Raw genomic sequence first — 24086 nt, 5'->3', positions numbered from 1 at the left:
GCTGGCCATTGAATCGTTCGACAGGCGGATCGCCGCCGTCAATGAGGGCTCGACGGCGGCTGCCCGCTATTTAAGCACGACCAATTGCCAGACAAAAAAGACCGCCAGCCCGACCGCGATGGTCAGGAGCGGGCGCCGCGTCAGCGCGCTGACCAGTACGGCGGCGAGTGCGCCGACCAGTTGCGGATTGCGCCAGCTCAGTTCGGCCTGGGTGCCGTGCGGCGAGACCGCCATCGGCACGATGATCGCGGTCAGCACCGTCACCGGCACGAAACCGAGGGCGGTGCGCACGAGCGGTGGAAATACCAGCCGGTCGCCGAGCACGAAGACGGCGGCGCGGATCACCCACGTGATGAGCGCCATGCCGAGGATCAGGGCGACGTAGTTCATCGCGACGCCTCCGCGGTGCCGCGCGGGGTGGGACGCGCCGTCGACAGCAGCACGCCGACCGCCACGCCCGCGAACACGGCGCCGAGCAGGCCGAGCTTGTACGGCCACGCCTGCCAGAAGAAGGCTAGCGTGCCCGCCGTGACGGCCGCGGCGATGTAGCGCAGCGCGATCAGTTGCGGCACGACGATCGCGATGAACGTGGCGACCATCGCGAAATCGAGTCCGAGCGATTGCAGGCCGGGGAACGCCGCGCCGAACAGCAGGCCGACGGCGGTCCAAAGCTGCCAGTTCAGGTACATCGCGAGGCCCGCGCCGAAGAAGTAGTGCGGAGCGACGGTGCCGGGTTCCTTATGCCGGTAGTGCTCCCACGCGACCGCGAAAACTTCGTCCGTGAGCAGCGCGCCGAGCGCCCAGCGCCAGCGGGCCGACAGATGCGCGACGTGCGGCGCGAGCGTCGCGCTATACAGCACGTGACGCAGATTGACCACCAGCGTAGTCGCCAGGATCACCGCGAAACTCGCATGACCGGCGATCAGGCCGAGCGCGATGAACTGCGCGGAGCCGGCGAACACGACGAGCGACATCAACTGACCGTGCCATAGATGCAGTGGGCCGGAGGCGACGAGCGTGCCGAAAATGACGCCGAAGGGCGCGGCGCCGACCATCATCGGAATGATGTCGCGCGCGCCGGCGGTGAATGCTTTGAGGTGGCCTGGGCGGGTGGGCTGGGCCGGGGTGGAATGGGTCAATCTTGCCTCCTTGGTGCGGGAAGCATAGCGGGAGGCAGGCGGGTGGGGCTTGTACGTTCTTGCGGCGATGGCGGCAACGGACGCTCGTGGCGTCGACGCGTTGTGCAAAAAGATGAAGCGGCGTGACGAACGCTGCGGCGGTGAAGCGGTAGGCCCGGGCGGTGTGCCGTTGTCATTGCCGCCGCCGTTTCGGTCAAATCCCTTGCCAGCGTCCGGGCGGCACGCCGAACATGCGCCGGAAGTGCCGTGTGAAATGGCTCTGATCGGTGAAGCCGCTGGCCGCGGCGACATCCGTGACCGACACTCCCGCGCGCAACGGCGCCAGCGCGCGCTGTAAGCGCACCTGATTGCGCCACGCATGCGGCGGCAGGCCCGTGGTCTGCGTGAACAGGCGCGCCGCGTGAAACGGCGAAAGCCCCGCCGCGCGGGCCACGTCGGCGAGCGCTACCGGCTCGACGAGGTCGCCTGTCAGGCGCTCTTTCATGAGCGCGACGCGGGCGTCGTCGGTAGCGAGGCGTGCGGGCCCCGCTTGCGTTTGCGAGTAGCGGACCAGCAGCATGGACATGGCGTCGAGCAGGGCGGCCTCGGCGGCGAGCGGGTCGCTGCCCGCTTCGAGCAGACGATGCGCTCGCGCGAGCCGCCTCGCCAGATCGGGATCGCGGATCACGCCCGGCTCGAACCACGGCAACGCCTGCGGCTTGCCGGTGACTTCGTTGGCGATGTCGTGAATGAAATCCACCGGTGCATAGATCACGCGATAGCGCCAGCCGGCCTCGATCGCTTTCGAGCCGGTATGCAGTTCACCGGGATTGATGATCGGGATGGTGCCGGCCTCGGCCACATAATCGGCGCCGCGATACCGATAGCCCTCCGCGCCTGCGACGATCACCGGGATCGTGTACGCGTCGTGCCAATGCGGCGCGAACTCGTGGTCGTGATATTCGGCGGTGACCAGATCCGCGCCGGGCAACAGCGGCGTGCGCCAGTAGCGGGCGGAATTCTGGAAGCGATGGGCGGCGGTCATGATGAGGGTTCAGCGGAACGACTCAGTGTAGCGCGACGTGAGCGCTGCCGCTCCGTCCGACAGCATATGGGCTAGTCGCGTTTTGCCGTAGGACGACGGGTTACTTGAGCGGAATCGTCGTGCCGGCCGGCATCGGCACGGCGCTCACGCTATTTTTCGCGCTGCCGCTGACGACCCGGTCGCTGTACGTGAGATACACCAGCGAATTGCGCTTCGCGTCGACCACCCGCACCACGTGCAGCGATTTGAAGATCAGCGACATGCTCACCGAGAACACGTCGGCCTGTTGCTTGACCGGTCCGGTGAAATGGATCGCGCCGACCTGACGGCAGGCGATGGACGCCTCGGTCGGATCTTCGGCGATACCGAGCGTGCCTTTGACGCCGCCGGTGCGCGCTCGCGATACATAACAGGTCACGCCCTGGACGATCGGATCGTCATAGGCCTCGACCACGACACGGTCGGAACCGGTGATGCGGAAATTGGTATTGACGCTGCCGACTTCTTCGCTGTGCGCCGAAGGCAGCAGCAGGGCGACGGCAGTGGCAAGTGCGATGCGCAACGAGGTGGGTTTCATGGATTGCCGGAAGTGAGCACGTGAGTGGAGCGCGACGGGGCGTGAGACTTAGATGCAACAACGTGCGCGCGAGGAAGTCGCCATCGTATAACGGCGTGCCGGTGAAAGGGCTGGTGCAAATGGGCTGGCGTGATGGGGCGCCGGAGGTTGCGATCCGGAGATCGATGAACGAAGCGTGGCTCGTGTAAAACCGGTGAGCAAAAACAAAAAGGCCCGCACGAATGCGGGCCTTTCAAATTTTTTGGCTCCTCGACCTGGGCTCGAACCAGGGACCTACGGATTAACAGTCCGGCGCTCTACCGACTGAGCTATCGAGGAACAGCAGTGCAACTTGATCTACATAAAAAAGCCCGTCTTGGTTAACGGGCTTTTGCAATTCTTGGCTCCTCGACCTGGGCTCGAACCAGGGACCTACGGATTAACAGTCCGGCGCTCTACCGACTGAGCTATCGAGGAACAGAACAACAAACAGCAGAGAAACGAAATTGTAGGAGTAGCTTAAGCGCCTGTCAATACCCTGCGCCGCTCGTTTTCATTTCAATCGATCAATGAGATTCGAGCCGAGGGGACAGGCCGCCACGCTCAGCGAGCGAGCAGCTCCAGCTTTTCCTTTATGTCCTTGAACTCGTCGGCTTCCGGCAGCGGAGCCTTGGTCTTGGTGATGCTCGGCCAGTTTTTCGCCAGGTCGGCGTTCAGTTCGATGAAGTTCTGCTGGTCGCCCGGCACGTCTTCTTCGGCATAAATGGCATTCACCGGGCACTCGGCCACGCACACGGCGCAGTCGATGCATTCGTCGGGGTCGATCGCGAGGAAGTTGGGACCTTCGCGAAAGCAGTCCACTGGACACACATCGACGCAGTCGGTATAGCGGCACTTAATGCAGCTTTCGGTCACAACGTGAGTCATTCAGGCAGCTCCTGCATGCAGAATCAGGGAAGGCGAATACGCCAAAAGCGCTATTGTAACGTAACGTCAAGAGGCGTATGTGGCATCGGACTACGGCTTTTATACGTTTTCGTGATTAGTTTATGGCGGGCGGAGCCGCCGTCCTTCGGCACGCGGAATCCGCATGCATTCGGGTAACATGCGTCAGGTCGGCGCCCACGGGGCACGCCGCATGCGCATGGGTTGAGTCAGGCCTTCCGTTTTTTCCGCGGTCCAGTTCGCACCATCATGATTATTACTTCGCTGCTCGACACCGATCTGTACAAGTTCACGATGATGCAAGTGGTGTTGCATCACTTTCCCGCGGCGAATGTGGAATATCGCTTCCGCTGCCGTACGCCGAATGTCGATCTCGTGCCGTATATCGCAGAGATTCGCGACGAAGTGCGCAAGCTCTGCGATCTGCGCTTTACCGACGACGAGCTCGATTACCTGCGGCGCATGCGCTTCATCAAGGGCGACTTCATCGAGTTTCTTGCGCTGTTTCATCTCAACGAGAAATACATTTCGATCCTGCCGTCGCCGAAAGGCAATGGCGAAATCGACATCGAGATCAAGGGGCCGTGGCTGCATACGATCCTGTTCGAGATCCCGATGCTCGCCATCGTCAACGAAGTCTATTTCCGCAACACGCAGCAGAAGCCCGACTACAGCGAAGGGCGCGGCCGTCTCGTCGAGAAGATCCAGTTGCTGGGCGCGCGCCCGGAATTCGCCGATTGCAAGATCGCCGACTACGGCACTCGCCGCCGCTTCTCGAAGCAATGGCACGAGGAGGTGATCCTCACGCTCAAGGACGGTCTCGGCGAGCAGTTCGCCGGCACCAGCAACGTTTTCTACGCGATGAAGCACAGCCTCACGCCGCTCGGCACGATGGCGCACGAATACCTGCAGGCTTGTCAGGCGTTGGGGCCGCGGTTGCGTGACTCGCAGATCTTCGGCTTCGAAATGTGGGCCAAGGAATATCGCGGCGACCTGGGCATCGCGCTTTCCGACGTGTACGGCATGCAGGCTTTCCTGCGCGACTTCGACATGTACTTCTGCAAGCTGTTCGACGGCGCGCGCCACGATTCCGGCGATCCGTTCGACTGGGGCGAGCGCCTGCTCAAACACTACGAAGAGAATCGTTGCGACCCGCGCACGAAGATCCTCGTGTTCTCCGACGCCCTCGATATTCCCAAGGTGTTGCAGTTGTACGAACGATTCCGCGGCCGTTGCAAACTGGCGTTCGGCGTGGGCACCAACCTGACCAACGACCTCGGCTACAACCCGTTGCAGATCGTCATCAAGATGGTTCGCTGCAATGGCCAGCCGGTGGCCAAACTGTCGGATTCGCCGGGTAAGAACATGTGCGAAGACAAGGCCTATCTCGCGTATTTGCGGCAGGTGTTCGGCATCGCGCAGCCTGAGGAAGAGGTGTCGAAGTAAGCCCTCCGGTTTGCCGCGGTTCGCCGCCGGTCTTGCGTTGCCGTTACTTTGCCCGTGCGTCCGGCGGCCCGCAATAGGCCGTTCGGCCAGGGTGTTCGCACGCAGGGCGGCCGGTATAATCCTCGTCATATTGCACGGCTGTCGACACGAGGATTTCGCATATGGACACATCGATTGCTCGCCGCAACATCCTGGCGCGCATCCGCGCAGCGCAAGGGCGTGAGCCCGAGCCGTCCGCTGCCGAACGTGAGGCTGCCGCTGATTATGTGGCGCGCCATCCGTCGGGTCCGCGGCCGGAAATGCCGGCCGACCTGAGTGCGCGCTTCATCGAAGAAGCCCAAAAAATGGCGACCACGGTGGAGACAGTTCAGGCCATGAGCGAGGTGCCGGCCGCCGCGCATCGCTATCTCACGCAACATGCTTTGCCGTTGCAGGCCATTGCCTGGCAAACGCTGCGGGAACTGCACTGGGCCGAAGCCGGCCTGAGCGTCGAATTCCGCAAGCCGCGAGACGGCGACGTAGTGGGGCTCACCGGCTGTTTCTGCGCAACGGCGGAAACCGGCACGCTGGTTTTGCTGTCCGGACCGGAGACTTATGCGTCGGCCGGCCTGTTACCGGAAACGCACATCGCGATCGTGCCGGCTTCGCGCATCGTCGCGGGTCATGAAGAGGCGTTCGGCCTGATTCGCAGTGAGCGCGGCGAATTGCCGCGTGCGGTCAATTTCGTCTCCGGGCCATCGCGCACCGGCGACATCGAACAGACCATCGTGCTCGGCGCGCATGGGCCTTACCGGGTGCATGTGATCGTCGTACAAGGCGCCTGAGCCGCGCGTGCACCGGTATCTTTGGCCATCGCGGCCACCGCAGTAACAAGGACTTCAAGAATATGAAAGGGCACGCCGGTTGGGCGAGCATGGCGTTCGCCATTGTTGTATCGACGTTGGCGGGGTGGTCTCAACCGGCCGCCGCCGCGACGCTGGACGGCGCGACCTTGTCCGCGCTGTGGGGCTTGCCGTTCGCCGGCGTGCTGCTATCTATCGCAGTGTTTCCGCTGGTGGCGCCGGCGTTCTGGCATCACCATTTCGGCAAGATCGCGGCAGCGTGGGCGCTGCTGTTTCTCGTACCATTCGCGCTCACGTTCGGTACCGGTGTTGCGTTCGGTGCGCTCGTGCATGCGTTGCTCGAGGAATACATTCCGTTCATCGTGCTGCTCACGGCGCTCTACACCGTGGCGGGCGGCATCTGCGTGCGCGGCAATCTGCACGGCACGCCGCGTCTGAACACCGGGATCCTCGCGCTCGGCACCTTACTGGCGAGCATCATGGGCACGACCGGCGCGGCCATGCTGTTGATCCGTCCGTTGCTGCGCGCCAACGACAACCGCAAGCACGTGGTCCACGTGGTCGTGTTCTTCATTTTTCTGGTGGCGAACGCGGGCGGCTCGCTGTCGCCGTTAGGCGATCCGCCGCTGTTCCTCGGTTTCCTGCAAGGCGTCGGTTTCTTCTGGACCACCACGCATCTCGCGCTGCCCATGCTGTTCGTCTGTGCGGTGTTGCTCGGCGGGTTTTACGCGCTGGACTCGTATTATTTTCATCGCCGGGAGGAGGAGCGTTCGCGCTTTCTCGATCCGACGCCCGACTCGCCGCCGCTCGGTATCGACGGCAAGATCAACTTTCTGCTGCTCGTCGCGGTGATCGCATTGGTGCTGATGAGCGGCTTGTGGAAGCCGGGCGTCGAGTTCAGCGTGTTCGGCACGCACGTGGCGTTGCAGAACGCCGTGCGCGATCTCGCGCTGATCGGCGTGACGTTGCTCTCGCTGATGTTGACGCCGCGCGCGGCACGCGCCGGCAACGATTTCAACTGGGCGCCGATCGAAGAGGTGGCCAAGCTGTTCGCCGGCATCTTCGTGACGATCGCGCCGGTCATCACGATCCTGCGCGCGGGTGAGGCGGGTGCGTTCGCCGGCATCGTTCATCTGGTCAACGACTCCGCGGGCCGGCCGCACGACGCAATGTATTTCTGGGCCACGGGTGTGCTCTCGTCGTTTCTCGACAATGCACCGACCTACCTCGTGTTCTTCAACCTGGCCGGCGGCGACGCGCAGACACTGATGACCACTGGCGCCACCACGCTCGCCGCTATCTCGGCGGGTGCGGTGTTCATGGGCGCGAATACGTATATCGGCAATGCGCCGAACTTCATGGTGAAAGCGATCGCGGAATCGCGCGGCGTGCGTATGCCGAGTTTCTTTGCGTATCTCGGCTGGTCTGGCGCGGTGCTGCTGCCGCTGTTTCTCGTGACCGGCTGGCTGTTCTTTTAACTCAAGGTTTTTCGAACCGAACCGACCTTTAACGCCGAGGCAAGCGAACTCGACGCGCTATACGGAGAATGGCAATGCAAAAGATCCTCGTCGCCCGTCCGATTTTTCCCGATGTGATCGAACGGCTCAAACAGTATTTCGACGTCGACTGGAATCAGGGCGAGGTCATGCCCGCAGACGAACTGACGCGTCGTCTGGCGGACAAAGACGGTGCGCTGACCGCGGGCGATCCGGTCGGCGCGGCCGCTCTCGCCGCGGCGCCGCGTTTGCGCGTGGTGTCGAACATGGCCGTGGGCTACAACAACTTCGACATGGCCGCATTCAATGCATCGAACGTGCTCGGCACCAATACGCCGGACGTGCTGAACGAATCGACCGCGGATTTCGGCTGGGCGCTGATGATGGCGGCCGCGCGTCGTCTTGCCGAATCGGAGCATTGGCTGCGCGCGGGCAAATGGCAGAAGTGGGCGTACGACGGTTTTCTCGGCAGCGACCTGTATGGCTCGACTCTCGGCGTGGTCGGCATGGGTCGCATCGGCCAGGCGCTGGCGCGTCGCGCGAAGGGTTTCAACATGCAGGTGATTTATCACAATCGCTCGCGTGTCGCGCTGGAGATCGAAGCCGAGCTGAACGCCGAGTACGTGTCGAAGCAGGACCTGTTGCGGCGTGCGGATCACGTCGTGCTGGTCTTGCCGTACACCAAGGAAAACCACCACACGATCGGCGCCGCCGAACTCGCGCTGATGAAACCGAGCGCGACGCTGACCAATATCGCGCGCGGCGGCATTGTCGACGACGCCGCGCTGGTCGAAGCACTGCGCTCGAAGCGGATTGCCGCCGCTGGCCTGGATGTGTTCGAAGGCGAGCCGAAGCTGAATCCGGATCTGCTCACCGTGCCGAATATCGTGCTGACGCCGCACATTGCCAGCGCAACCGAAGCCACGCGTCGCGCCATGGCGAACCTCGCCGCGGATAACCTGATCGCCGCTTTGGGCGAAGGGCCGCGCGCCGGTCGTCCGCCGAATCCGATCAATCCCGATGTCATCGGCAAGGCGCGTTCATGACCCTGATTCTCGTGGCCGCCGTCGCGGTGCTGGCGGTCGCATTGGTTATTGCGTTGGCCATGTTGCTGCGCGGTGCCGGCCGTGCGGAGGACAGCGAACAGTTCGAACTGGTCAACGAACGCATCGACGCGGCGGCCGACGCGCAAGCACATGCGTATGAGCGTCTCGAGCGGCAACTGCGCAACGACATTGCCGAGACGGCGCGTGTGTCGCGCACCGAGCAGAGCAGCGGCTTCGCGCATTTTCAGCAGACGCTCGCGGCGCAGTTCGGCAGCATGACCACGGTGCAGGGCGGCAAAATCGACGGTTTCGCGCAGCAACTCGACGCCGTGCGTCACAGCCTGCAGCAGCAGGCGCAGCAGGCACGCGACGAACAGGGCCGTTCGCTCAAACAGTTCGGCGACACGCTGAGCCTGCAATTGGGGCAACTGACCGAGGCGAACGATCGTCGCTTCACCGAGGTGCGCGCCACCATCGAACAGCGGCTCAAGGACATCGAGGCGAATAACTCGGCCAAGCTCGAGGAAATGCGCCGCACCGTCGACGAAAAGCTTCACGCCACGCTCGAACAACGTCTCGGCGAATCGTTCAAGCTGGTGTCCGACCGGCTCGAACAGGTGCATCGCGGATTGGGCGAAATGCAGACGCTGGCGGCGGGTGTCGGCGACCTGAAGAAAGTGCTCACTAACGTCAAGACGCGCGGCACATGGGGCGAAGTGCAACTGGAAGCGTTGCTCGAACAATTGCTCACCACCGACCAATACGCGAAGAACGTCGCGACCGTGCCGAAGAGCACCGAGCGCGTCGAATTCGCGATCAAGCTACCGGGTCGCGCGGAGCATGGCGGCCCGGCTACCCCGGTGTGGCTGCCGATCGACGCCAAATTCCCGCGCGAGGATTACGAGCGTTTGATCGAAGCACAGGAGCGCGCCGATCCGATCGCGGTAGAGGACGCATCGCGCGCGCTGGAAGCGCGAATTCGCGCCGAGGCTCGCACGATCGCGGAGAAATACGTGGCGCCGCCGCACACCACCGACTTCGCGCTGCTGTTCCTGCCGACCGAAGGGCTTTACGCGGAAGTTTTGCGTCGGCCGGGGCTGACCGACATGCTGCAACGCGACTATCGCGTGACCATTGCCGGTCCGACTACGCTGACCGCGTTGCTCAATAGTTTGCAGATGGGTTTCCGCACGCTCGCGATCGAGAAGCGCTCGAGCGAGGTGTGGCAGGTGCTGGGCGCGGTGAAAACGGAGTTCGGCAAATTCGGCGACGTATTGGCCAAGACCAAGGCGCAACTGGAAACCGTCACGCGTTCAATCGAAGCCGCCGAAACGCGCACACGGGTGATGAACCGCAAGCTGCGCGATGTCGAGGCGTTGCCGGGCGAGGCGGCGAGCGGCTTGCTCGGCGACGCGCTATCGGGCGTGGAGCCCGACGAGCCCTTGGAGGAATAGCGTGGCAAGCGCGGCGCTCAGGCGCCGCCGCCTGCTGCGAGCTTGACTAGCGCGTCGCCCGTCAGACGCACTACGCGCCAATCCGGGAGCACGGTTGCGCCCAGCTTTTCATAGAAGCTGATGGCTGGCTGATTCCAGTCCAGCACGGTCCACTCGAAGCGTCCGCATTGACGCTCCACCGCCAAAGCCGCGAGGCGCTGCAGCAATGCACTGCCCAGCCCGCTGCCGCGCTGGCTCGGCTGCACGTAGACGTCTTCCAGATACAGCCCGCGCTTGCCGACAAAACTCGAATAATTGTGGAAGAACAGCGCATAGCCGACGATGCGCCCGTCCTGTTCCGCGACCAGCGCTTCAATCGACGGCCGCGTGCCGAACAGCGCGTCGCGCAAACCGTCTTCGGTCGCGACGAACACGTGCGTGAGGCTTTCGAACTCCGCCAGTTCGTACGTCAGCGCGAAAATCGCGCTGGTGTCCGCGGGCGTGGCGGCGCGGATCGCGGCCGGCATCAGGCTTCTTCCGGCGCGTCGCTCAGCTGGATTTCAATACCGCCGAAGCGTGACGCCACCCAGTTGTATGCGTGACAGGCGATCCACAGCAGGATGAAACCGAGAATCGCGTTCAGCAGCAGCGCGCTGAACACGGTGCTCAATTCCACCGAGCCATAACGGATAAACGCGACCAGCACGCCAAGCAGCACGAGCGGCACCGAGAACGTCAGATACACGAGGATCAGTGCTTTGGCCGTCTGTCCCGGTGCGATGAACGAGATCTGTTTTTTCATGTAAGTCAAACCCGTGAGTCGTAGTGGTAATGGGTAAAGCTGCAACCAGTCGCCATGGAACGCGCAGGGCGCCGGAGCGTCAGATGAGGCCGTCGAACGGCATGATAGCCACTTGCTGCCCCTCGGCGATCTCGCCTTCGTCGTGGTCGAGCACGATGAAACAATTGGCTTCGCTCATCGAACTCAGCACGCCGGAGCTTTGCGAACCGGTCGGCGTGACGTGCCATTCTCCTTGCTCGCCCTGAACCGCCACGCCACGCTGGAATTCCGTACGGCCGGCGCGTTTGCGGATAGCCTGGCGGCTTGTGGCGCGAATTACCGCCAGCGGCTGTGGCGTTGCGCCCGACATGAGCAGCAGCGCCTCGCGCACGATCTGGTAGAACGTCACCATTACGGCCACCGGGTTGCCCGGCAACCCGAAGAATAGCGCGGGAAGTCCGAGACCCGGTCGCTCGCCCGACCACACACGGCCAAAAGCGAGCGGCCGGCCGGGGCGCATGGCCAGGCTCCAGAACGCGACGTCGCCGAACGTTTGCAGCAATTGCTTGGTGAAATCGGCCTCGCCGACCGAGACGCCGCCGGAGGTCAGCACCACGTCGGCGCTGGCCGCGGCGCTGCGCAACGCGGCTTCGAGCGCGGCCGGTTCGTCGCGCACGACGCCGAGGTCGAGCGTGTCGACATTCAGGCGCCGCAGCATGGCAAACAGCGTGTAGCGGTTGCTGTCGTACACCGAGCCTGGGTCGAGCGGCTCGCCGAGCGAGCGCAGTTCGTCGCCGGTCGAGAAGAAGGCGACGCGCAAACGCCGCCTCACATTCACCTCACCGATACCGAGCGAAGCCAGCAAGCCCAGGTCCGACGCACGCATGACACGCCCGGCTCGCAAAGCCACGTGGCCGCGAGCGAGGTCTTCGCCGGCGAGACGCCGGTTGGCGCCCGGCGCTACCTCGCGGGTGGCAAAGCGGATCGACGTGCATTCGGCATTGCGTTCGACCAGTTCCTGCGGTACCACGGTGTCGCAGTCTGCCGGCATGCAGGCGCCTGTCATCACGCGCACGCATTGCGTCGTCTCGACGCCGCCTTCGTACGGATGCCCGGCCAGCGCCTTGCCGACGATCGTCAACTCGACGCTCGCCGTACTGTCGGCCAATGCCGCGCGCCGGAATGCGTAGCCGTCCATGGCCGAGTTATCGTGCGACGGCACATTGATCGGCGACACGATGTCGACGGCCAGTACGCGGTCGAGCGCATCGCGCAACGCCACGCGTTCAACCGCCGCGACCGGCGCGGCCCATTGACGAACAATCGCCTGAGCCGCCTTGACGGGCAACGCGTGAGGATCGTACTGCGCGACGCAGCGGGAAAAGTCGTTAAGCGTGGTCATGAAGGGCTGGGCGTCGCGACCGGCGGCCGGAGTGGAAACGCGCGGCGTGTGCCGTGTGGCCGGAGCGGGATTTCACCGGGGCCTCAAGCGCGCTCGAGGTCGGAGAGTTCTTGTAACGAATTGATATTGTAAAACGCGCGCTCGTCGGTAAAGGTGACTTCCACCGTCTTGTGGCGTGCGTACCACGCGCGGACTTTGCGCTCACCCGCGTCCAGAAAGGCCGCCAGGTCGTCTGCGAGCGTCGTGCGCAGCAGCGCGAAAACAGGGTGCAACGAGACTTCGCCCTGGGCGTCGATGGTCGTGACGGTGGCAATGTCGGCCTGGTTCGCGTCGATTGTATCCATGGCACGCGCGAGGCGCGCGGCGAGATCGGCGGGCAGGCCGGGCGTGTCGCACGGTGCGCTGAGCAGGTAAGCGGTGCGCGCGGTGCGCAGCCCCGCGAGCAGGCCGGCTAGCGGACCTGGGAAGCCGGGCAGCGTATCGGCCACGATCGTGGCGCCGAACGGCGCACCGAGCGCCGCGTAGGTGTCCGGATGACGATTGGCGCTGATCAGCAGGGCGCCGCATTGCGGTGCGAGGCGCTTCAGTACGTGCGCGGCGAGCGGTTCGCCGTGCAGCGTTTGCAGGCCTTTATCGACACCGCCCATGCGCATGCCGCGACCGCCCGCGAGCATCAGACCGGTGATGTGTTCGCGTGTCGGCTTCATGCTTTCATGCACCGGTCGCTCACCCGCCGATGTACGACATCTCGACACGCCGGCTGTCTAGCACACGCGTCTCGGCGGTACTGCTGCCGCGCAATTGCGAATAACGGTCGCCGCGGCCCTGCCAGATTTCGGCGACGGCAGTGGCGATACCCGCGTCGCTCGCACCGCTGCGCAACAATGCGCGCAAGTCGTGACCGGCCGACGCGAACAGGCACAGGTAAAGCTTGCCCTCGGTCGACAGACGCGCCCGCGTGCAACTGCCGCAAAACGCGCGCGTCACGCTCGAAATCACGCCGATCTCGCCGCTGCCGTCGACATGACCCCAACGCTGCGCGGTCTCGGCGGCGCTGTGCGCGTCGAGCGGGGCCAACGGGAAATGTTCGGCGATGCGGGTGACGACGTCGGCGGATGGCAGCACTTCGGTCATGTTCCAACCGTTCGAGGTGCCGACATCCATATATTCGATGAAGCGCAGCACCGCGCCCGAGCCTTTGAAGTGCCGCGCCATCGGCACGATTTCACGGTCGTTCGTGCCGCGCTTGACGACCATGTTGACCTTGACCGGCGCCAAGCCTACGGCGTGCGCCGCGGCGATGCCGTCCAGCACGTCGGCGACCGCGAAGTCGGCGTCGTTCATACGGCGGAACAGGGCGTCGTCGAGCGCGTCGAGACTGACGGTGACGCGGGTCAGGCCCGCGTCTTTCAGGCTACGCGCCTTGCGCTCCAGCAGCGAACCGTTAGTGGTCAAGGTCAGGTCGAGCGGATGGCCGGCCGGCGTGCTCAGCCGCGCGAGCCGTTCGATCAGGAATTCCAGATTTTTGCGCAGCAGCGGCTCGCCGCCCGTCAGGCGGATTTTCTCCACGCCATGTGCGACGAACAGTCGCGCGAGCCGTTCAATTTCTTCGAAGCTGAGCAAGGCACCGTGCGGCAGGAACGTGTAGTCCTTGTCGAACACCGCGCGGGGCATGCAGTAGACGCAGCGGAAATTGCAACGATCCGTCACCGAGATGCGCAGGTCGCGCAGCGGGCGCGCCAGCGTGTCGTGCAGCACGCCGGTAGGCGTCTGCACGGGGCCGGCAATGACCGGCGCCGCGCTGAAATCGGCAACAGGGATGATGCGTCGGGACATGAAATGCTTCGTTTAGTGCTTGAAAATAAAGCCAGATATTCATTCTAGCGGAAATGCCCATGCCGGCAGTCGGGGCTGGGTGCCACTCGGGGTATACGGGGAGCGGCATAACGCTGAGCGGAGGGCGCGTTTTTATCCCTGAGCCGCAAAAAAAAGCCCGCCGGTGAAGGCGGGCTTTTCGAGGGGGAGGCGAGGCAGCTTACTGCGGGTGCTTGCCCGTTTCCACCTGTTGCATCGGCGCGCTGTCGACCGGCGCCAATTGCTTGCGCTCACGCACCACGCGAGTCGGCTTGACGGTCTGCGCAGCAACTTCCTGCGCGGCACGCAGCTTGTCGGCGTCGGTGTTCACCCAGACGAGACCGGCTTGTTCCAGCACCGGCTTCAGGGCTTCGGCCGAGACGTCGCTGTGACGCGGCGCTTGTGCGGCTTGCGGCGCTTGAGCTTGCACTTGCGGTGCAGCGGCGACAGGCGCCGGCTCGATCACTGCCGGTTCCGCTGCCGTCGCGGCGGCTACCACGACGGGTTGCGGTTCGACGATCTCGACTTGCGGTGCCGGCTGAACAACCGGTGCTTCGGCGACAACGGCCGGAGCCGCGGGTTCGACCGGAGCCGGAGCGGCGTGGGCCGTTTCGACCGTTTCGATCGCGGCAGCAACTGCCGGGGCTTCGACGTGCGTGTGAACCGGCGCTTCGACATGCGCGACCGGTTCAACCAACGAAACCGTCTCGCTGGCGGCCGGAGCGGCTTGCGCTGCTTCGACCGGTGCGGCCGCTGCTTGCGCAACCGGCGCTTCCACAACCGACTCGACCGCTGCCGGTGCTTCCGTAGCCGGCACGATGGCTTCGGTCGTCACTGCTTTCTCGACGGCCAGCGCCGGCGTCTCGGTTGCGGCGTGCAGTTCGGTGACCACGGCGGTTTCGGTCGCGACAGCTGCGACGACCACTTCCACCGGTTTCACTTCGTTCGCTTCGTTGGCCTCGGCCTTGTGCTCGACCGGCTGATGCGCGGTACGCACCGGTGCTTCGTCGTTCACATTGGTGCTGTCGCCCTCGGCTTCCGCCACGTCAGCAGCCAGATTGCCGTTGACGTCTTCTTCACGCTCACGACGGCCACCACGACGGCCACGACGGCGACGACGACGCTCTTCGCCCTCACGTGCCACGGCTTCCTGATCGATCGGCATGCCGTTTTCGCCCAAAACGGCCTGGTTTTGCGCCAGTTCTTCCGCCGTTTGCGTTTCGCTTTGCGTCAGTGCGTCCGCGGTTTCTGCTTGCGGCTTGCGACGTTCGCCGCGCTCCGCACGCTCGCCACGTTCACGGCGCTCGCCGCGTTCCTGACGCTCGCCGCGCGGTGCGGCTTCGGCTGTTTCAGCGCGCTCGCCACGGTTGTCGCGATCGCGGTTCTCGCGCGGCTCGCGACCTTCACGCGGCTCGCGAGCCTCGCGCGGTTCACGGCCTTCGCGTGCTTCACGCGGCTCGCGCGATTCGCGGGTGCCACGCGGTTCACGGCCTTCGCGTGCTTCACGCCCCTCGCGGCCTTCGCGCGGTTCGCGTTCCTCGCGACGCTGCGACGCCGGCTGCTGGCCTTGACCCTGACCTTGGCGTGCGCCATTCGTCCCTTCGGCACGGCCTGCTGCGTCGCGGCCGCCTGCGCCGCCACGGCGATTGCGGTTGCGATCGCCGCCGCGTTCGCCGGTGCGCTCACCGCGCTCCGTGCGTTCGCCGCGTTGCGGACGGGTCTGCTTTTCCGTCGTAGCCGGTACGACCGGTGCCGGAGCAGCCGGTTGCATGCCGAACAGATTCTTCAACCAGCCGATGAAACCACCGCCCGCCGGTGTCACCGCGACCGGAGCCGGGGCCGCCGTCGCACGAACCGGTGCGCTCGGCGCCGGCTTTTCAGGCGTGATGCCCTTGACCGCCGCTTCCTGCTTCGGCTTCACTTCTTCGGCGCGCTTGCTGTAGCCGGTTTCCGACTCCATTTCGCGGGCCGCTTCTTCGGCCATCTTCCACGAAGCGCGCGGTTCGTCCAGGCGCGCATCGTCGTGACGCAGACGCTCCAGCTTGTAGTGCGGCGTATCGAGATGCTTGTTCGGGATCAGAACGACATTGACCTTGAAACGCGACTCGATCTTGTTGATTTCGGCGCGCTTCTCGTTCAGCAGGAAGGCGGTCACTTCGACCGGCACCTGGCAATGGATCGCCGCGGTGTTTTCCTTCATCGCTTCTTCCTGAATGATCCGCAGCACTTGAAGCGCGGACGATTCGGTATCGCGAATGTGACCCGTGCCGTTACAGCGCGGGCAGGTCACGTGGCTGCCTTCCGACAATGCCGGACGCAGACGCTGACGCGACAGTTCCATCAGGCCGAAGCGCGAAATCTTGCCCATCTGGACGCGTGCACGGTCGTGCTTGAGCGCGTCTTTCAGGCGTTGCTCGACTTCGCGCTGGCTTTTGGCCGATTCCATGTCGATGAAGTCGATCACGATCAGGCCGCCCAGGTCGCGCAGACGCAACTGACGGGCCACTTCGTCGGCGGCTTCGAGGTTGGTGCGCGCGGCCGTTTCCTCGATGTCCGCGCCCTTGGTGGCACGGGCCGAGTTCACGTCGATCGCGACCAGTGCTTCGGTGTGGTCGATCACGATCGCGCCGCCCGAGGGCAGCGGCACCGTGCGCGAGTACGCCGTTTCGATCTGGTGTTCGATCTGGAAGCGCGAGAAGAGCGGCACGTCGTCGTGATACCGCTTCACCTTGCTGACATTGTCCGGCATCACGATGTCCATGAAGGCGCGGGCCTGGTCATGGATTTCAGTGGTGTCGATCAGAATTTCGCCAATATCCGGCTGGAAGTAGTCGCGAATCGCGCGGATCACCAGGCTCGATTCGAGATAAATCAGCATTGGCTGACCGCTCGAACCGCTTTGCGACGCGGCTTCGATCGCGCGCCACAGTTGCATCAGGTAGTTCAGGTCCCACTGCAGCTCTTCGGCGCTGCGGCCAATGCCGGCCGTGCGCGCGATGATGCTCATGCCTTCCGGCAATTGCAGTTGCGCCATGGTTTCGCGCAGTTCCTGACGGTCGTCGCCTTCGATCCGGCGTGACACGCCACCGCCGCGCGGGTTGTTCGGCATCAGGACCAGATAACGACCGGCGAGCGAGATGAACGTGGTGAGGGCTGCGCCCTTGTTGCCGCGCTCTTCTTTTTCGACCTGAACGATCAGTTCCTGACCTTCGCGAAGCGCGTCCTGAATGCGCGCGGAGCGCATGTCGACGCCGTCACGGAAATACTGGCGGGCGACTTCCTTGAACGGCAGAAAACCGTGGCGGTCTTCGCCGTAATTGACGAAACAGGCTTCGAGCGACGGCTCGATGCGAGTAATGATGCCTTTGTAAATATTGCCTTTGCGCTGTTCGCGCCCGGCGGTTTCGATGTCGATATCGATGAGTTTTTGCCCATCGACGATGGCGACGCGCAGTTCTTCCTGCTGCGTCGCGTTGAACAACATTCGTTTCATTGAACGGCTCCAGAGCGGCTTAGCCACCCCAACGCTGGCGCGGTTGTCAGTCGCGAAAGCGAAGCGGGCAAAGGCATGCCGCGCCTTATTGTGTTTTCACAAGCACGCTGGAGCGGGAAAAATGGCGGGAGAATTGCCTGGAAGGGCCCGGCCCCATCGAAAAGTGGGCACGGTGCCGCAGGGCACATGCGAACACGGCTTCAAATAACGACCCGACACGCCGCGGGTTCTGCCAGCAGACCTTCATAAGCCTTCGTCCACTCGCGCCGGTGCGCCGGGTGGGCGCGTGACCGGAGGGTCGAAGGCTGCGGTCATGCCGCAGCGGGAAGTTCGCGCAGTCGGCGCGTCTTTTCCTGCTGGGGGTGTCTCGCCTCATTTTGACGTCGCCATGTCTTGTACTTTCTACAAGACGCCTCGGGCGCACGCCGTATTTTCGCAACCTGCAGCTTCGTACAACAGGGCGTCTACCACCCGATACCGAAGCTGAAAGTTAAATTCTTTTTGTCCAAAATTCCGTTACCGTCGAAGCCGACCTTGACCGAACGCGCCTGTGGGCGCCGTCCCTGCCGGGTACTGACTTCGTGCGTGCAACTTGTTGCATCTCATTTTCAGGGTGAGCAACCAGACCCCGGCGCAAGTAAAATAACGGTTTCAAGCTTGCACCTGCGCAATCCGCCCGAATTCCGGACACTGCGCCGGCCGCCGCAGACTGCTGGGCAAATTATATTCAGAATGAAAGAGTTAGGCAAAATATCCCAGAAATCGGTCGCAAGCGACCAGGTCTCGTTGATCGAGATCGACGACAGCGCGGCCGGACAGCGCATCGACAACTTCCTGTTGCGGGTCTGCAAAGGCGTGCCCAAAAGCCATATCTACCGCATCCTGCGCAGCGGGGAAGTGCGTGTGAATAAGGGCCGGATAGACGCGCAGTACCGTCTCGAGCTGGGCGACCTGGTGCGCGTGCCGCCCATTCGCGTCGCGCAGCCGAACGAGGCGGCCGCTCAAGCACCGGTGCCGAGCGCGGACTTCAAGATCATTTTCGAAGACGAGCACATGCTCGTGATCGACAAACCGTCCGGCGTGGCGGTCCACGGTGGCAGCGGCGTGGCCTTCGGCGTGATCGAGCAGATGCGCGAGGCGCGTCCGCAGGCGAAATTCCTCGAACTGGTGCATCGGCTGGACCGTGAGACGTCCGGCATTCTGATGCTTGCCAAGAAGCGCGCCGCGCTCGTCAACCTGCACGAGCAGATTCGCGAGAACAAGATGGATAAGCGCTACTATGCTTGCGTTCACGGCGAGTGGGCGAGCGATTGGGGCCGTCGTCGCGCGGTCAAGGAGCCGCTGCACAAGTATCTGACTGCGGACGGCGAGCGCCGCGTGCGCGTGCAGGCGGACGGCCTGGCGTCGCACACCGTGTTCAATCTGATCGACCGCTGGCCGGAATACGCGCTGCTCGAAGCGGAACTCAAGACCGGCCGCACGCATCAGATCCGCGTCCATTTGCAGCATCTGGAACTGCCGATCGTCGGCGATGCCAAATACGGCGATTTCGCGCTGAACAAGGCGCTGGCGCGCGCCAATGCGAAGCCGGGCCTCAAGCGCATGTTCCTGCACGCCTACCGGCTGAAGCTCACGCATCCGGCAACCGGCGCGTCGATTCAGTTCGAGGCGCCGTTGCCGGCCGAGTGCCGCAGCTTCGTCGCGCAGCTCAACGAATTACGAAATGGGTCAAACCCGGAGACGACACCGCATGGCTAGAGAGCAATTTGATCTGATCGTCTTCGATTGGGACGGCACGCTGATGGATTCGACCGCGCACATCACGCGCAGCATCCAGTCGGCCTGCCGCGACCTCGGCCTGCCGGTTCCCGCAGATGAGGCCGCCAGCTACGTGATCGGCCTCGGCCTGCGCGACGCGCTGCAGATCGCGGCGCCCACGCTCGATCCGGCGGATTATCCGCGGCTCGCCGAGCGCTATCGCTTCCACTATCTGGTGAAGGATCAGACCACCGAGCTGTTCGTCGGTGTGCGCGAAATGCTGCAGGAATTGCGCGATCAAGGTTATCTGCTGGCCGTGGCGACGGGCAAAAGCCGCGTCGGACTGAACCGGGCGCTCGATCAGTCGCGCCTGACCAGCCTGTTCGACGGCACCCGCTGTGCCGACGAGACGTTCTCGAAGCCGCATCCGGCCATGCTGCATGAATTGACGCGCGAACTGGGGCAGGATCCGGCGCGCACGGTGATGGTCGGCGATACGACGCACGATCTGCAGATGGCGATCAACGCGGGCGTCGCCGGTATCGGTGTCACCTATGGCGCGCATCCTGCGGCATCGTTGACCGCGCTGGAGCCGAAGTTCGTCGCGTCGAGCGTGAGCACGCTGTCTGGCTGGCTGCGAGAGAACGCATGAGCACGATTGGCACCGAAGCGGACGCGGCGGAGCCGGTGCGCGTCTGCGCGTCCGCGGAACTGGTCGACGGCGGCATGGGCGTGCGGCGTGCCGCCAAACTGGGCGGTGGCGACGTAGTGGTGTTTTTTGTTCGCTACGATGGCCGGGCATACGGCTACCTGAACCGCTGCGCGCACGTGCCGATGGAGCTCGACTGGGCCGAAGGGCAGTTCTTCGAATCGTCGGGTTTATACTTGATGTGTGCTACGCACGGCGCGATTTACGCGCCTGATACCGGCAAATGCATGGGCGGTCCGTGCCGTGGCGGCAGATTGCGCGCCGTCCAGGTGGACGAACGCGATACGCCGGAGGGGCGCTCCGTATTCTGGCTGCCCGACGGCGAACTGCGTCCGGCCGCACCCTGACTTTCCTCTTCGACCTTTCCACTGCACCGCATGTCCGACAATTTGACTCCTGAGCCGAAGGAACCGTCCCCGACGGGCCGCCCCAGATCGCCTGCCGATGAACCCGGCTGGGAACGCGCGGCGCTCGAGCGCATCGCGCTCGCGGCGATCAACGAACAGCGCGCGGCGCGCCGCTGGAAGATCTTTTTCCGGTTCGTGTTTCTGATTATCCTGTTGCTGGCGATATGGGGCGCGATCGACTTCTCAGGCGACAAGGTTGCGACCACCGGGCGTCACACGGCGGTGGTGGCACTTGACGGCGAAATCTCGGCCGATACCAATGCGAATGCCGAAGATATCAACACGGCACTGGAAAGCGCGTTCGACGACGCCGGCACGGCGGGCGTGATTCTGCGCTGCAATAGCCCGGGCGGCAGCCCGGTGCAGGCGGGCATTATCTACAACGAGATTCGACGGTTGCGCGCTAAATATCCGTCGATTCCGTTGTACGCTGTGGTTGGTGACATGTGTGCGTCGGGTGGTTATTACGCTGCCGCGGCTGCCGACAAGATTTACGTCGACAAGGCGAGCATCGTCGGTTCGATCGGCGTGCTGATGGACAGCTTTGGCTTCACCGGTCTGATGGATAAGCTGGGCATTCAGCGGCGTCTGCACACATCGGGTGAGAACAAGGGTTTTTTCGATCCGTTCTCGCCGGAAACGCCGAAGATGGACGAACATGCGCAAGACATGCTCGATCAGATTCACGCGCAATTCATCGACGCGGTACGCCAGGGGCGCGGCAAGCGTCTGCATGAGACGCCGGATATGTTCTCGGGTCTGTTCTGGACTGGGCAAAAAAGCGTTGAGCTAGGTCTGGCAGACGGTTTCGGCGACGCCGATTATGTCGCCCGCGATCTCTTCAAAGCGCCGGATATCGTCGACTACACCGTGAAAGAGAGCATTACGGATCGTGTTGCGCGCAAATTCGGTGCGGCGGTGGGTAGCGGTGCCGTACATGCCATGGCGCTTGGCGGGAAGATGGGTCTGCGCTGATCGGCCGTATGTGACTTATGTGACGCGCGGCGACGCGTCGCGATGTGATGTGAAAAGCCCCGCACGATCGAATGACGATCGTGCGGGGCTTTTTCTTTGTGCGACGGTTTTGCGGCGAGGATTGCCGCTTTATCCGTGGCGGATCAAACGGCCAGAATCAGAAAAATAGCCGGTCGCTTGTGCAAGTCGAGCGCTGGTTTTTTCTTCCAATCCGCCACGCTTCGACTGGCGATGGTTTCCGTCTCCAGCGTCAGATCCACCGCCACGCACACCAGCGTGGAGGGCGCGCAAGTCGCGAGCAAGGTGTCCAGCAGGGCACGATTCCGATACGGCGTCTCGATAAAAATCTGCGTCTGCCTGGCCTTGCGCGACTGCTGCTCCAGGTCACGCAGGCGTTTGGCGCGCTCGACGGCGTCGACCGGCAGATAGCCGTGAAACGCAAAACTCTGACCATTGAGTCCCGACGCCATCAGCGCCAGCAAAATCGAACTCGGGCCGACAAACGGCACCACCTTGACGCCGCGCTCATGTGCGCGCCGCACCAGCAGCGCGCCGGGATCCGCGACCGCCGGGCAACCGGCCTCGGAGACGAGGCCCGCGTCGGTGCCGGCCAGCAGCGGCGCAAGCAGCTTGTCGATCTCGCCGGCCGGCGTGTTGACGTTCAGTTCGCGAATCTCGATGTCCTGGATCGGCCGTTCGGTGCCGACCTTCTTCAGAAAAGCGCGAGTCGTTTTCGCGTTTTCGCCGATGTAATACTGAAGCGCTGCCGCGCGAGCCCTGACGGGCGCGGGCAGGACGGCGTCGAGTGCGTCGGCGTCGCCTTCGCCCAAGGTGTTCGGAATCAGATAGAGCGTGCCGCTCATTTATGCCCCCAGAAGTGGATAGCCCGCTGCGAGCAACATGCGCGACAGTGCAATCAATGGCAAGCCGACGAGCGCGGTGGGGTCGTCGGAATGAATGGCCTCGAGCAAGGCGATGCCGAGCCCTTCGGATTTGGCGCTGCCGGCGACGTCGTACGGCGTTTCGGCGCGCAGATACGCGTCCAGCGAGGCGTCCGGCAAGTCACGGAATTGCACGCGGGTGATGACGTCCAGCGTTTGCGCCGCGCCTGAGCGGTTGTCGAACAGGCATAACGCGCTATGAAACAGGACTTCGCGGCCGCGCATCGCCTGCAATTGGGCGAGTGCCCTGTCGTGCGTGCCGGGCTTGCCGATTTGTAGGCCATCGTACGTGGCGACCTGGTCGGAGCCGATCACGAGCGCGGTTTCATTCGCGTCGAGTTTGCCGGCCACGGCGCGCGCTTTGGTTTCGGCGAGCCGCAGTGCGGTGACTTCGGGCGTTTCGCCGGCGAACGGCGTCTCGTCGATGGCGGGCACGACGACGTCGAACGGCACGCGCAGACGTTCGAGCAACTCCCGACGGTACGGCGAACTCGACGCCAGAATCAGGCGTGGCAGGCGATTGAGGGAATTTGACATGGTCAATCAACGGCTAGGGAGGCGGGGCGTACGGGGTTGCGCGAAATGTGCGCAGGTACGGGCTTAAGTGTTTGACTCGAAAAGACAAAACGGATATGATTTCCGGCTTTTCATCGGTATGCTTGCGCTAGGTGGGTCTGGGCGCGTACAACTTGTGTGTACGAATCTTCAGAGCTTCCGGGCTGTTTGCGGACCGATTTACCCCGGCGAAATCCTTGCCGACGCAGGAGCGCACATGACTCAACATCCTGGCAGCCCTGCTGGTCTGTCCGACCCGCACGATCTCGATCTGTTCGAATTTGCGCGGAGTGGGCGTCAGGCTGCGGGTGTCGTGCGCGTCTCGCAACTGCCGCGCATGTTAAACGAAGTCCCGGCAGAAGCGCCAGACCGCGACACCGCGTTCACCTGGCAAGCCGAAGGCACGACGCAGCCGGAATTGCAGGACGACGGCACCGAGGGTCCGCAGCCTTATTTGAGGTTGGCGATTCACGGCGCCACGTGGCTCGAATGTCAGCGGTGCATGACACCGTATCTGCAGGCATTCGACGTCGACGCAACTTATCGGATCGTCAACACTGAGGCGGAAGCCGAAGAGTTTCCGCTCGACGAGGATGAAGTCGAAGTGATCGTGGGCTCGCGCCAGTTCGATCTCATCGACTTGATCGAAGACGAGTTGCTGCTTTCGTTGCCGGTCGTGCCCAAGCACGAAGTCTGTCCCGAAGTGCACGAGAGCCTCGTCTCTGGTGTGGCCGGAGCAGAAGGCGAGGGCGACGAAGCCGAGTCGGACGAAGCTGAAGAGGGCGGTGAGCCCGAGCGGCCCAATCCGTTCGCGGCGCTCGAAAGTCTCAAGCGCGGTGAGCCGGACGACAAGAAGCACTAAACAGTTGTGTGGTTGCGCGATGCGGGCGCATTGGCCATTCGGCCAGTGGCGGAGACCCGATCGGGCTGTGTTAGAATTCGGAAAATTTTTAGGAGTTAGTCATGGCAGTTCAACAAAACAAGAAGTCGCCGTCGAAGCGCGGCATGCACCGTTCGCACGATTTCCTGACGGCAGCGCCGCTGGCCGTGGAGCCGAGCACGGGCGAAGTGCATCTGCGTCACCACGTTAGCCCGAACGGCTACTATCGCGGCAAGAAAGTCGTCAAGACGAAGAACGACTAATCGTTTCACTGCGTTGCGCCCTTCGGCGTTTCGCGTGGCGATCGGCTCGCTTGACATTTTCCCGGCTCGGCAAAAAGGCGGCATTCAACTGCCGCTTTTTTGCGTCGGTCGCACCTGGCGCTTTAGTGCTTTCTGCGATCC

General features: G+C 63.5%; 24 protein-coding genes and 2 tRNA genes. 11 read left to right on the top strand and 15 right to left on the bottom strand.

Annotated elements, in window-relative coordinates:
* Positions 1–66: 66 nt before the first annotated feature.
* The 7 genes from B0G83_RS13420 to fdxA all read right to left on the bottom strand — a co-directional run bounded on the left by B0G83_RS13420 (position 67) and on the right by fdxA (position 3646).
* Positions 67–390, bottom strand: coding sequence for an AzlD domain-containing protein (locus B0G83_RS13420; RefSeq protein ID WP_035547428.1), 324 nt, complete (start codon positions 388–390; stop codon positions 67–69).
* Complete coding sequence (locus tag B0G83_RS13415) at positions 387–1139, bottom strand: AzlC family ABC transporter permease (RefSeq protein ID WP_105507889.1); 753 nt, start codon at positions 1137–1139, stop codon at positions 387–389. Before B0G83_RS13415 ends, B0G83_RS13420 begins: the two co-directional genes overlap by 4 nt.
* 193 nt (positions 1140–1332) lie before the next feature.
* Complete coding sequence (locus B0G83_RS13410; protein WP_105507888.1) at positions 1333–2163, bottom strand: AraC family transcriptional regulator; 831 nt, start codon at positions 2161–2163, stop codon at positions 1333–1335.
* Positions 2164–2263: 100 nt separating this feature from the next.
* Positions 2264–2740, bottom strand: coding sequence for a CreA family protein (locus tag B0G83_RS13405; RefSeq protein WP_105507887.1), 477 nt, complete (start codon positions 2738–2740; stop codon positions 2264–2266).
* Positions 2741–2982: 242 nt separating this feature from the next.
* Positions 2983–3058, bottom strand: a tRNA-Asn gene (locus B0G83_RS13400).
* A gap of 62 nt (positions 3059–3120) precedes the next feature.
* Positions 3121–3196: transfer RNA gene (locus B0G83_RS13395), tRNA-Asn, on the bottom strand.
* 126 nt (positions 3197–3322) lie between these two features.
* Complete coding sequence (gene fdxA / locus B0G83_RS13390; protein ID WP_035547417.1) at positions 3323–3646, bottom strand: ferredoxin FdxA; 324 nt, start codon at positions 3644–3646, stop codon at positions 3323–3325.
* Between the two features lie 267 nt (positions 3647–3913).
* Here fdxA and pncB point away from each other — a divergent pair, with 267 nt between their 5' ends.
* The 5 genes from pncB (at position 3914) to B0G83_RS13365 (ending at position 9948) form a co-directional block, all read left to right on the top strand.
* Positions 3914–5110: a nicotinate phosphoribosyltransferase gene (pncB, locus tag B0G83_RS13385; protein WP_105507886.1), complete on the top strand. Its 1197-nt coding sequence runs from the start codon at positions 3914–3916 to the stop codon at positions 5108–5110.
* 161 nt (positions 5111–5271) lie between these two features.
* The gene (locus B0G83_RS13380) at positions 5272–5934 is read left to right on the top strand and encodes a lactate utilization protein C (RefSeq protein ID WP_105507885.1); all 663 of its coding nucleotides are present in this window, start codon (positions 5272–5274) and stop codon (positions 5932–5934) included.
* 62 nt (positions 5935–5996) lie between these two features.
* On the top strand, positions 5997–7430 hold the full coding sequence (locus tag B0G83_RS13375) for a sodium:proton antiporter (RefSeq protein WP_105507884.1): 1434 nt from the start codon (positions 5997–5999) through the stop codon (positions 7428–7430).
* Positions 7431–7504: 74 nt separating this feature from the next.
* Positions 7505–8494 carry a D-glycerate dehydrogenase gene (locus B0G83_RS13370; RefSeq protein WP_105508104.1) on the top strand — a complete coding sequence of 330 codons (990 nt, stop codon included), beginning with the start codon at positions 7505–7507 and terminating at the stop codon, positions 8492–8494.
* A complete protein-coding gene (locus B0G83_RS13365) occupies positions 8491–9948 on the top strand; it encodes a DNA recombination protein RmuC (RefSeq protein WP_105507883.1) in 1458 nt (485 codons plus the stop codon). Before B0G83_RS13370 ends, B0G83_RS13365 begins: the two co-directional genes overlap by 4 nt.
* Before the next feature lie 17 nt (positions 9949–9965).
* Here the strand turns inward: B0G83_RS13365 and B0G83_RS13360 are convergent, their stop codons facing one another.
* The 6 genes from B0G83_RS13360 to B0G83_RS13335 all read right to left on the bottom strand — a co-directional run bounded on the left by B0G83_RS13360 (position 9966) and on the right by B0G83_RS13335 (position 17457).
* Positions 9966–10454, bottom strand: coding sequence for a GNAT family N-acetyltransferase (locus tag B0G83_RS13360; RefSeq protein WP_105507882.1), 489 nt, complete (start codon positions 10452–10454; stop codon positions 9966–9968).
* Positions 10454–10729 carry a hypothetical protein gene (locus B0G83_RS13355; RefSeq protein WP_105507881.1) on the bottom strand — a complete coding sequence of 92 codons (276 nt, stop codon included), beginning with the start codon at positions 10727–10729 and terminating at the stop codon, positions 10454–10456. The genes B0G83_RS13360 and B0G83_RS13355 overlap by 1 nt, the downstream gene beginning before the upstream one ends.
* A gap of 79 nt (positions 10730–10808) precedes the next feature.
* Positions 10809–12110, bottom strand: coding sequence for a gephyrin-like molybdotransferase Glp (glp, locus tag B0G83_RS13350; RefSeq protein ID WP_105507880.1), 1302 nt, complete (start codon positions 12108–12110; stop codon positions 10809–10811).
* Between the two features lie 83 nt (positions 12111–12193).
* On the bottom strand, positions 12194–12817 hold the full coding sequence (gene mobA, locus B0G83_RS13345; protein ID WP_105507879.1) for a molybdenum cofactor guanylyltransferase MobA: 624 nt from the start codon (positions 12815–12817) through the stop codon (positions 12194–12196).
* A gap of 19 nt (positions 12818–12836) precedes the next feature.
* Positions 12837–13946, bottom strand: coding sequence for a GTP 3',8-cyclase MoaA (gene moaA / locus B0G83_RS13340; protein ID WP_105507878.1), 1110 nt, complete (start codon positions 13944–13946; stop codon positions 12837–12839).
* A gap of 199 nt (positions 13947–14145) precedes the next feature.
* On the bottom strand, positions 14146–17457 hold the full coding sequence (locus B0G83_RS13335) for an Rne/Rng family ribonuclease (RefSeq protein WP_105507877.1): 3312 nt from the start codon (positions 17455–17457) through the stop codon (positions 14146–14148).
* A gap of 732 nt (positions 17458–18189) precedes the next feature.
* Here B0G83_RS13335 and B0G83_RS13330 point away from each other — a divergent pair.
* From B0G83_RS13330 to B0G83_RS13315, 4 genes are read left to right on the top strand one after another with little or no spacing between them, the layout of a single operon-like run.
* Positions 18190–19215: an RluA family pseudouridine synthase gene (locus B0G83_RS13330; RefSeq protein ID WP_105507876.1), complete on the top strand. Its 1026-nt coding sequence runs from the start codon at positions 18190–18192 to the stop codon at positions 19213–19215.
* Positions 19208–19867, top strand: coding sequence for an HAD-IIIA family hydrolase (locus B0G83_RS13325; RefSeq protein ID WP_105507875.1), 660 nt, complete (start codon positions 19208–19210; stop codon positions 19865–19867). The genes B0G83_RS13330 and B0G83_RS13325 overlap by 8 nt, the downstream gene beginning before the upstream one ends.
* Complete coding sequence (locus tag B0G83_RS13320; protein WP_105507874.1) at positions 19864–20271, top strand: Rieske 2Fe-2S domain-containing protein; 408 nt, start codon at positions 19864–19866, stop codon at positions 20269–20271. Before B0G83_RS13325 ends, B0G83_RS13320 begins: the two co-directional genes overlap by 4 nt.
* 30 nt (positions 20272–20301) lie before the next feature.
* On the top strand, positions 20302–21306 hold the full coding sequence (locus B0G83_RS13315) for a S49 family peptidase (RefSeq protein WP_105507873.1): 1005 nt from the start codon (positions 20302–20304) through the stop codon (positions 21304–21306).
* A 143-nt stretch (positions 21307–21449) separates the two neighbouring features.
* Here B0G83_RS13315 and B0G83_RS13310 read toward each other — a convergent pair whose 3' ends face one another.
* Both B0G83_RS13310 and B0G83_RS13305 read right to left on the bottom strand, forming a co-directional pair.
* Positions 21450–22169, bottom strand: coding sequence for an SAM-dependent methyltransferase (locus B0G83_RS13310; protein ID WP_105507872.1), 720 nt, complete (start codon positions 22167–22169; stop codon positions 21450–21452).
* A complete protein-coding gene (locus tag B0G83_RS13305; RefSeq protein ID WP_105507871.1) occupies positions 22170–22784 on the bottom strand; it encodes a Maf-like protein in 615 nt (204 codons plus the stop codon).
* A 235-nt stretch (positions 22785–23019) separates the two neighbouring features.
* On the opposite strand from B0G83_RS13305, the gene B0G83_RS13300 reads away from it, so the two are divergent.
* Complete coding sequence (locus B0G83_RS13300; RefSeq protein WP_105507870.1) at positions 23020–23664, top strand: DUF177 domain-containing protein; 645 nt, start codon at positions 23020–23022, stop codon at positions 23662–23664.
* Positions 23665–23765: 101 nt separating this feature from the next.
* Entirely contained in the window at positions 23766–23945 is a 180-nt protein-coding gene (gene rpmF / locus B0G83_RS13295) for a 50S ribosomal protein L32 (RefSeq protein WP_006051932.1), read from the top strand.
* The last annotated feature ends 141 nt before the right edge of the window (positions 23946–24086 follow it).

The sequence above is a fragment of the Paraburkholderia sp. BL21I4N1 genome (assembly GCF_002973525.1).
Lineage (GTDB): Bacteria > Pseudomonadota > Gammaproteobacteria > Burkholderiales > Burkholderiaceae > Paraburkholderia.
This window is presented reverse-complemented; position numbering and strand designations above follow the sequence as displayed.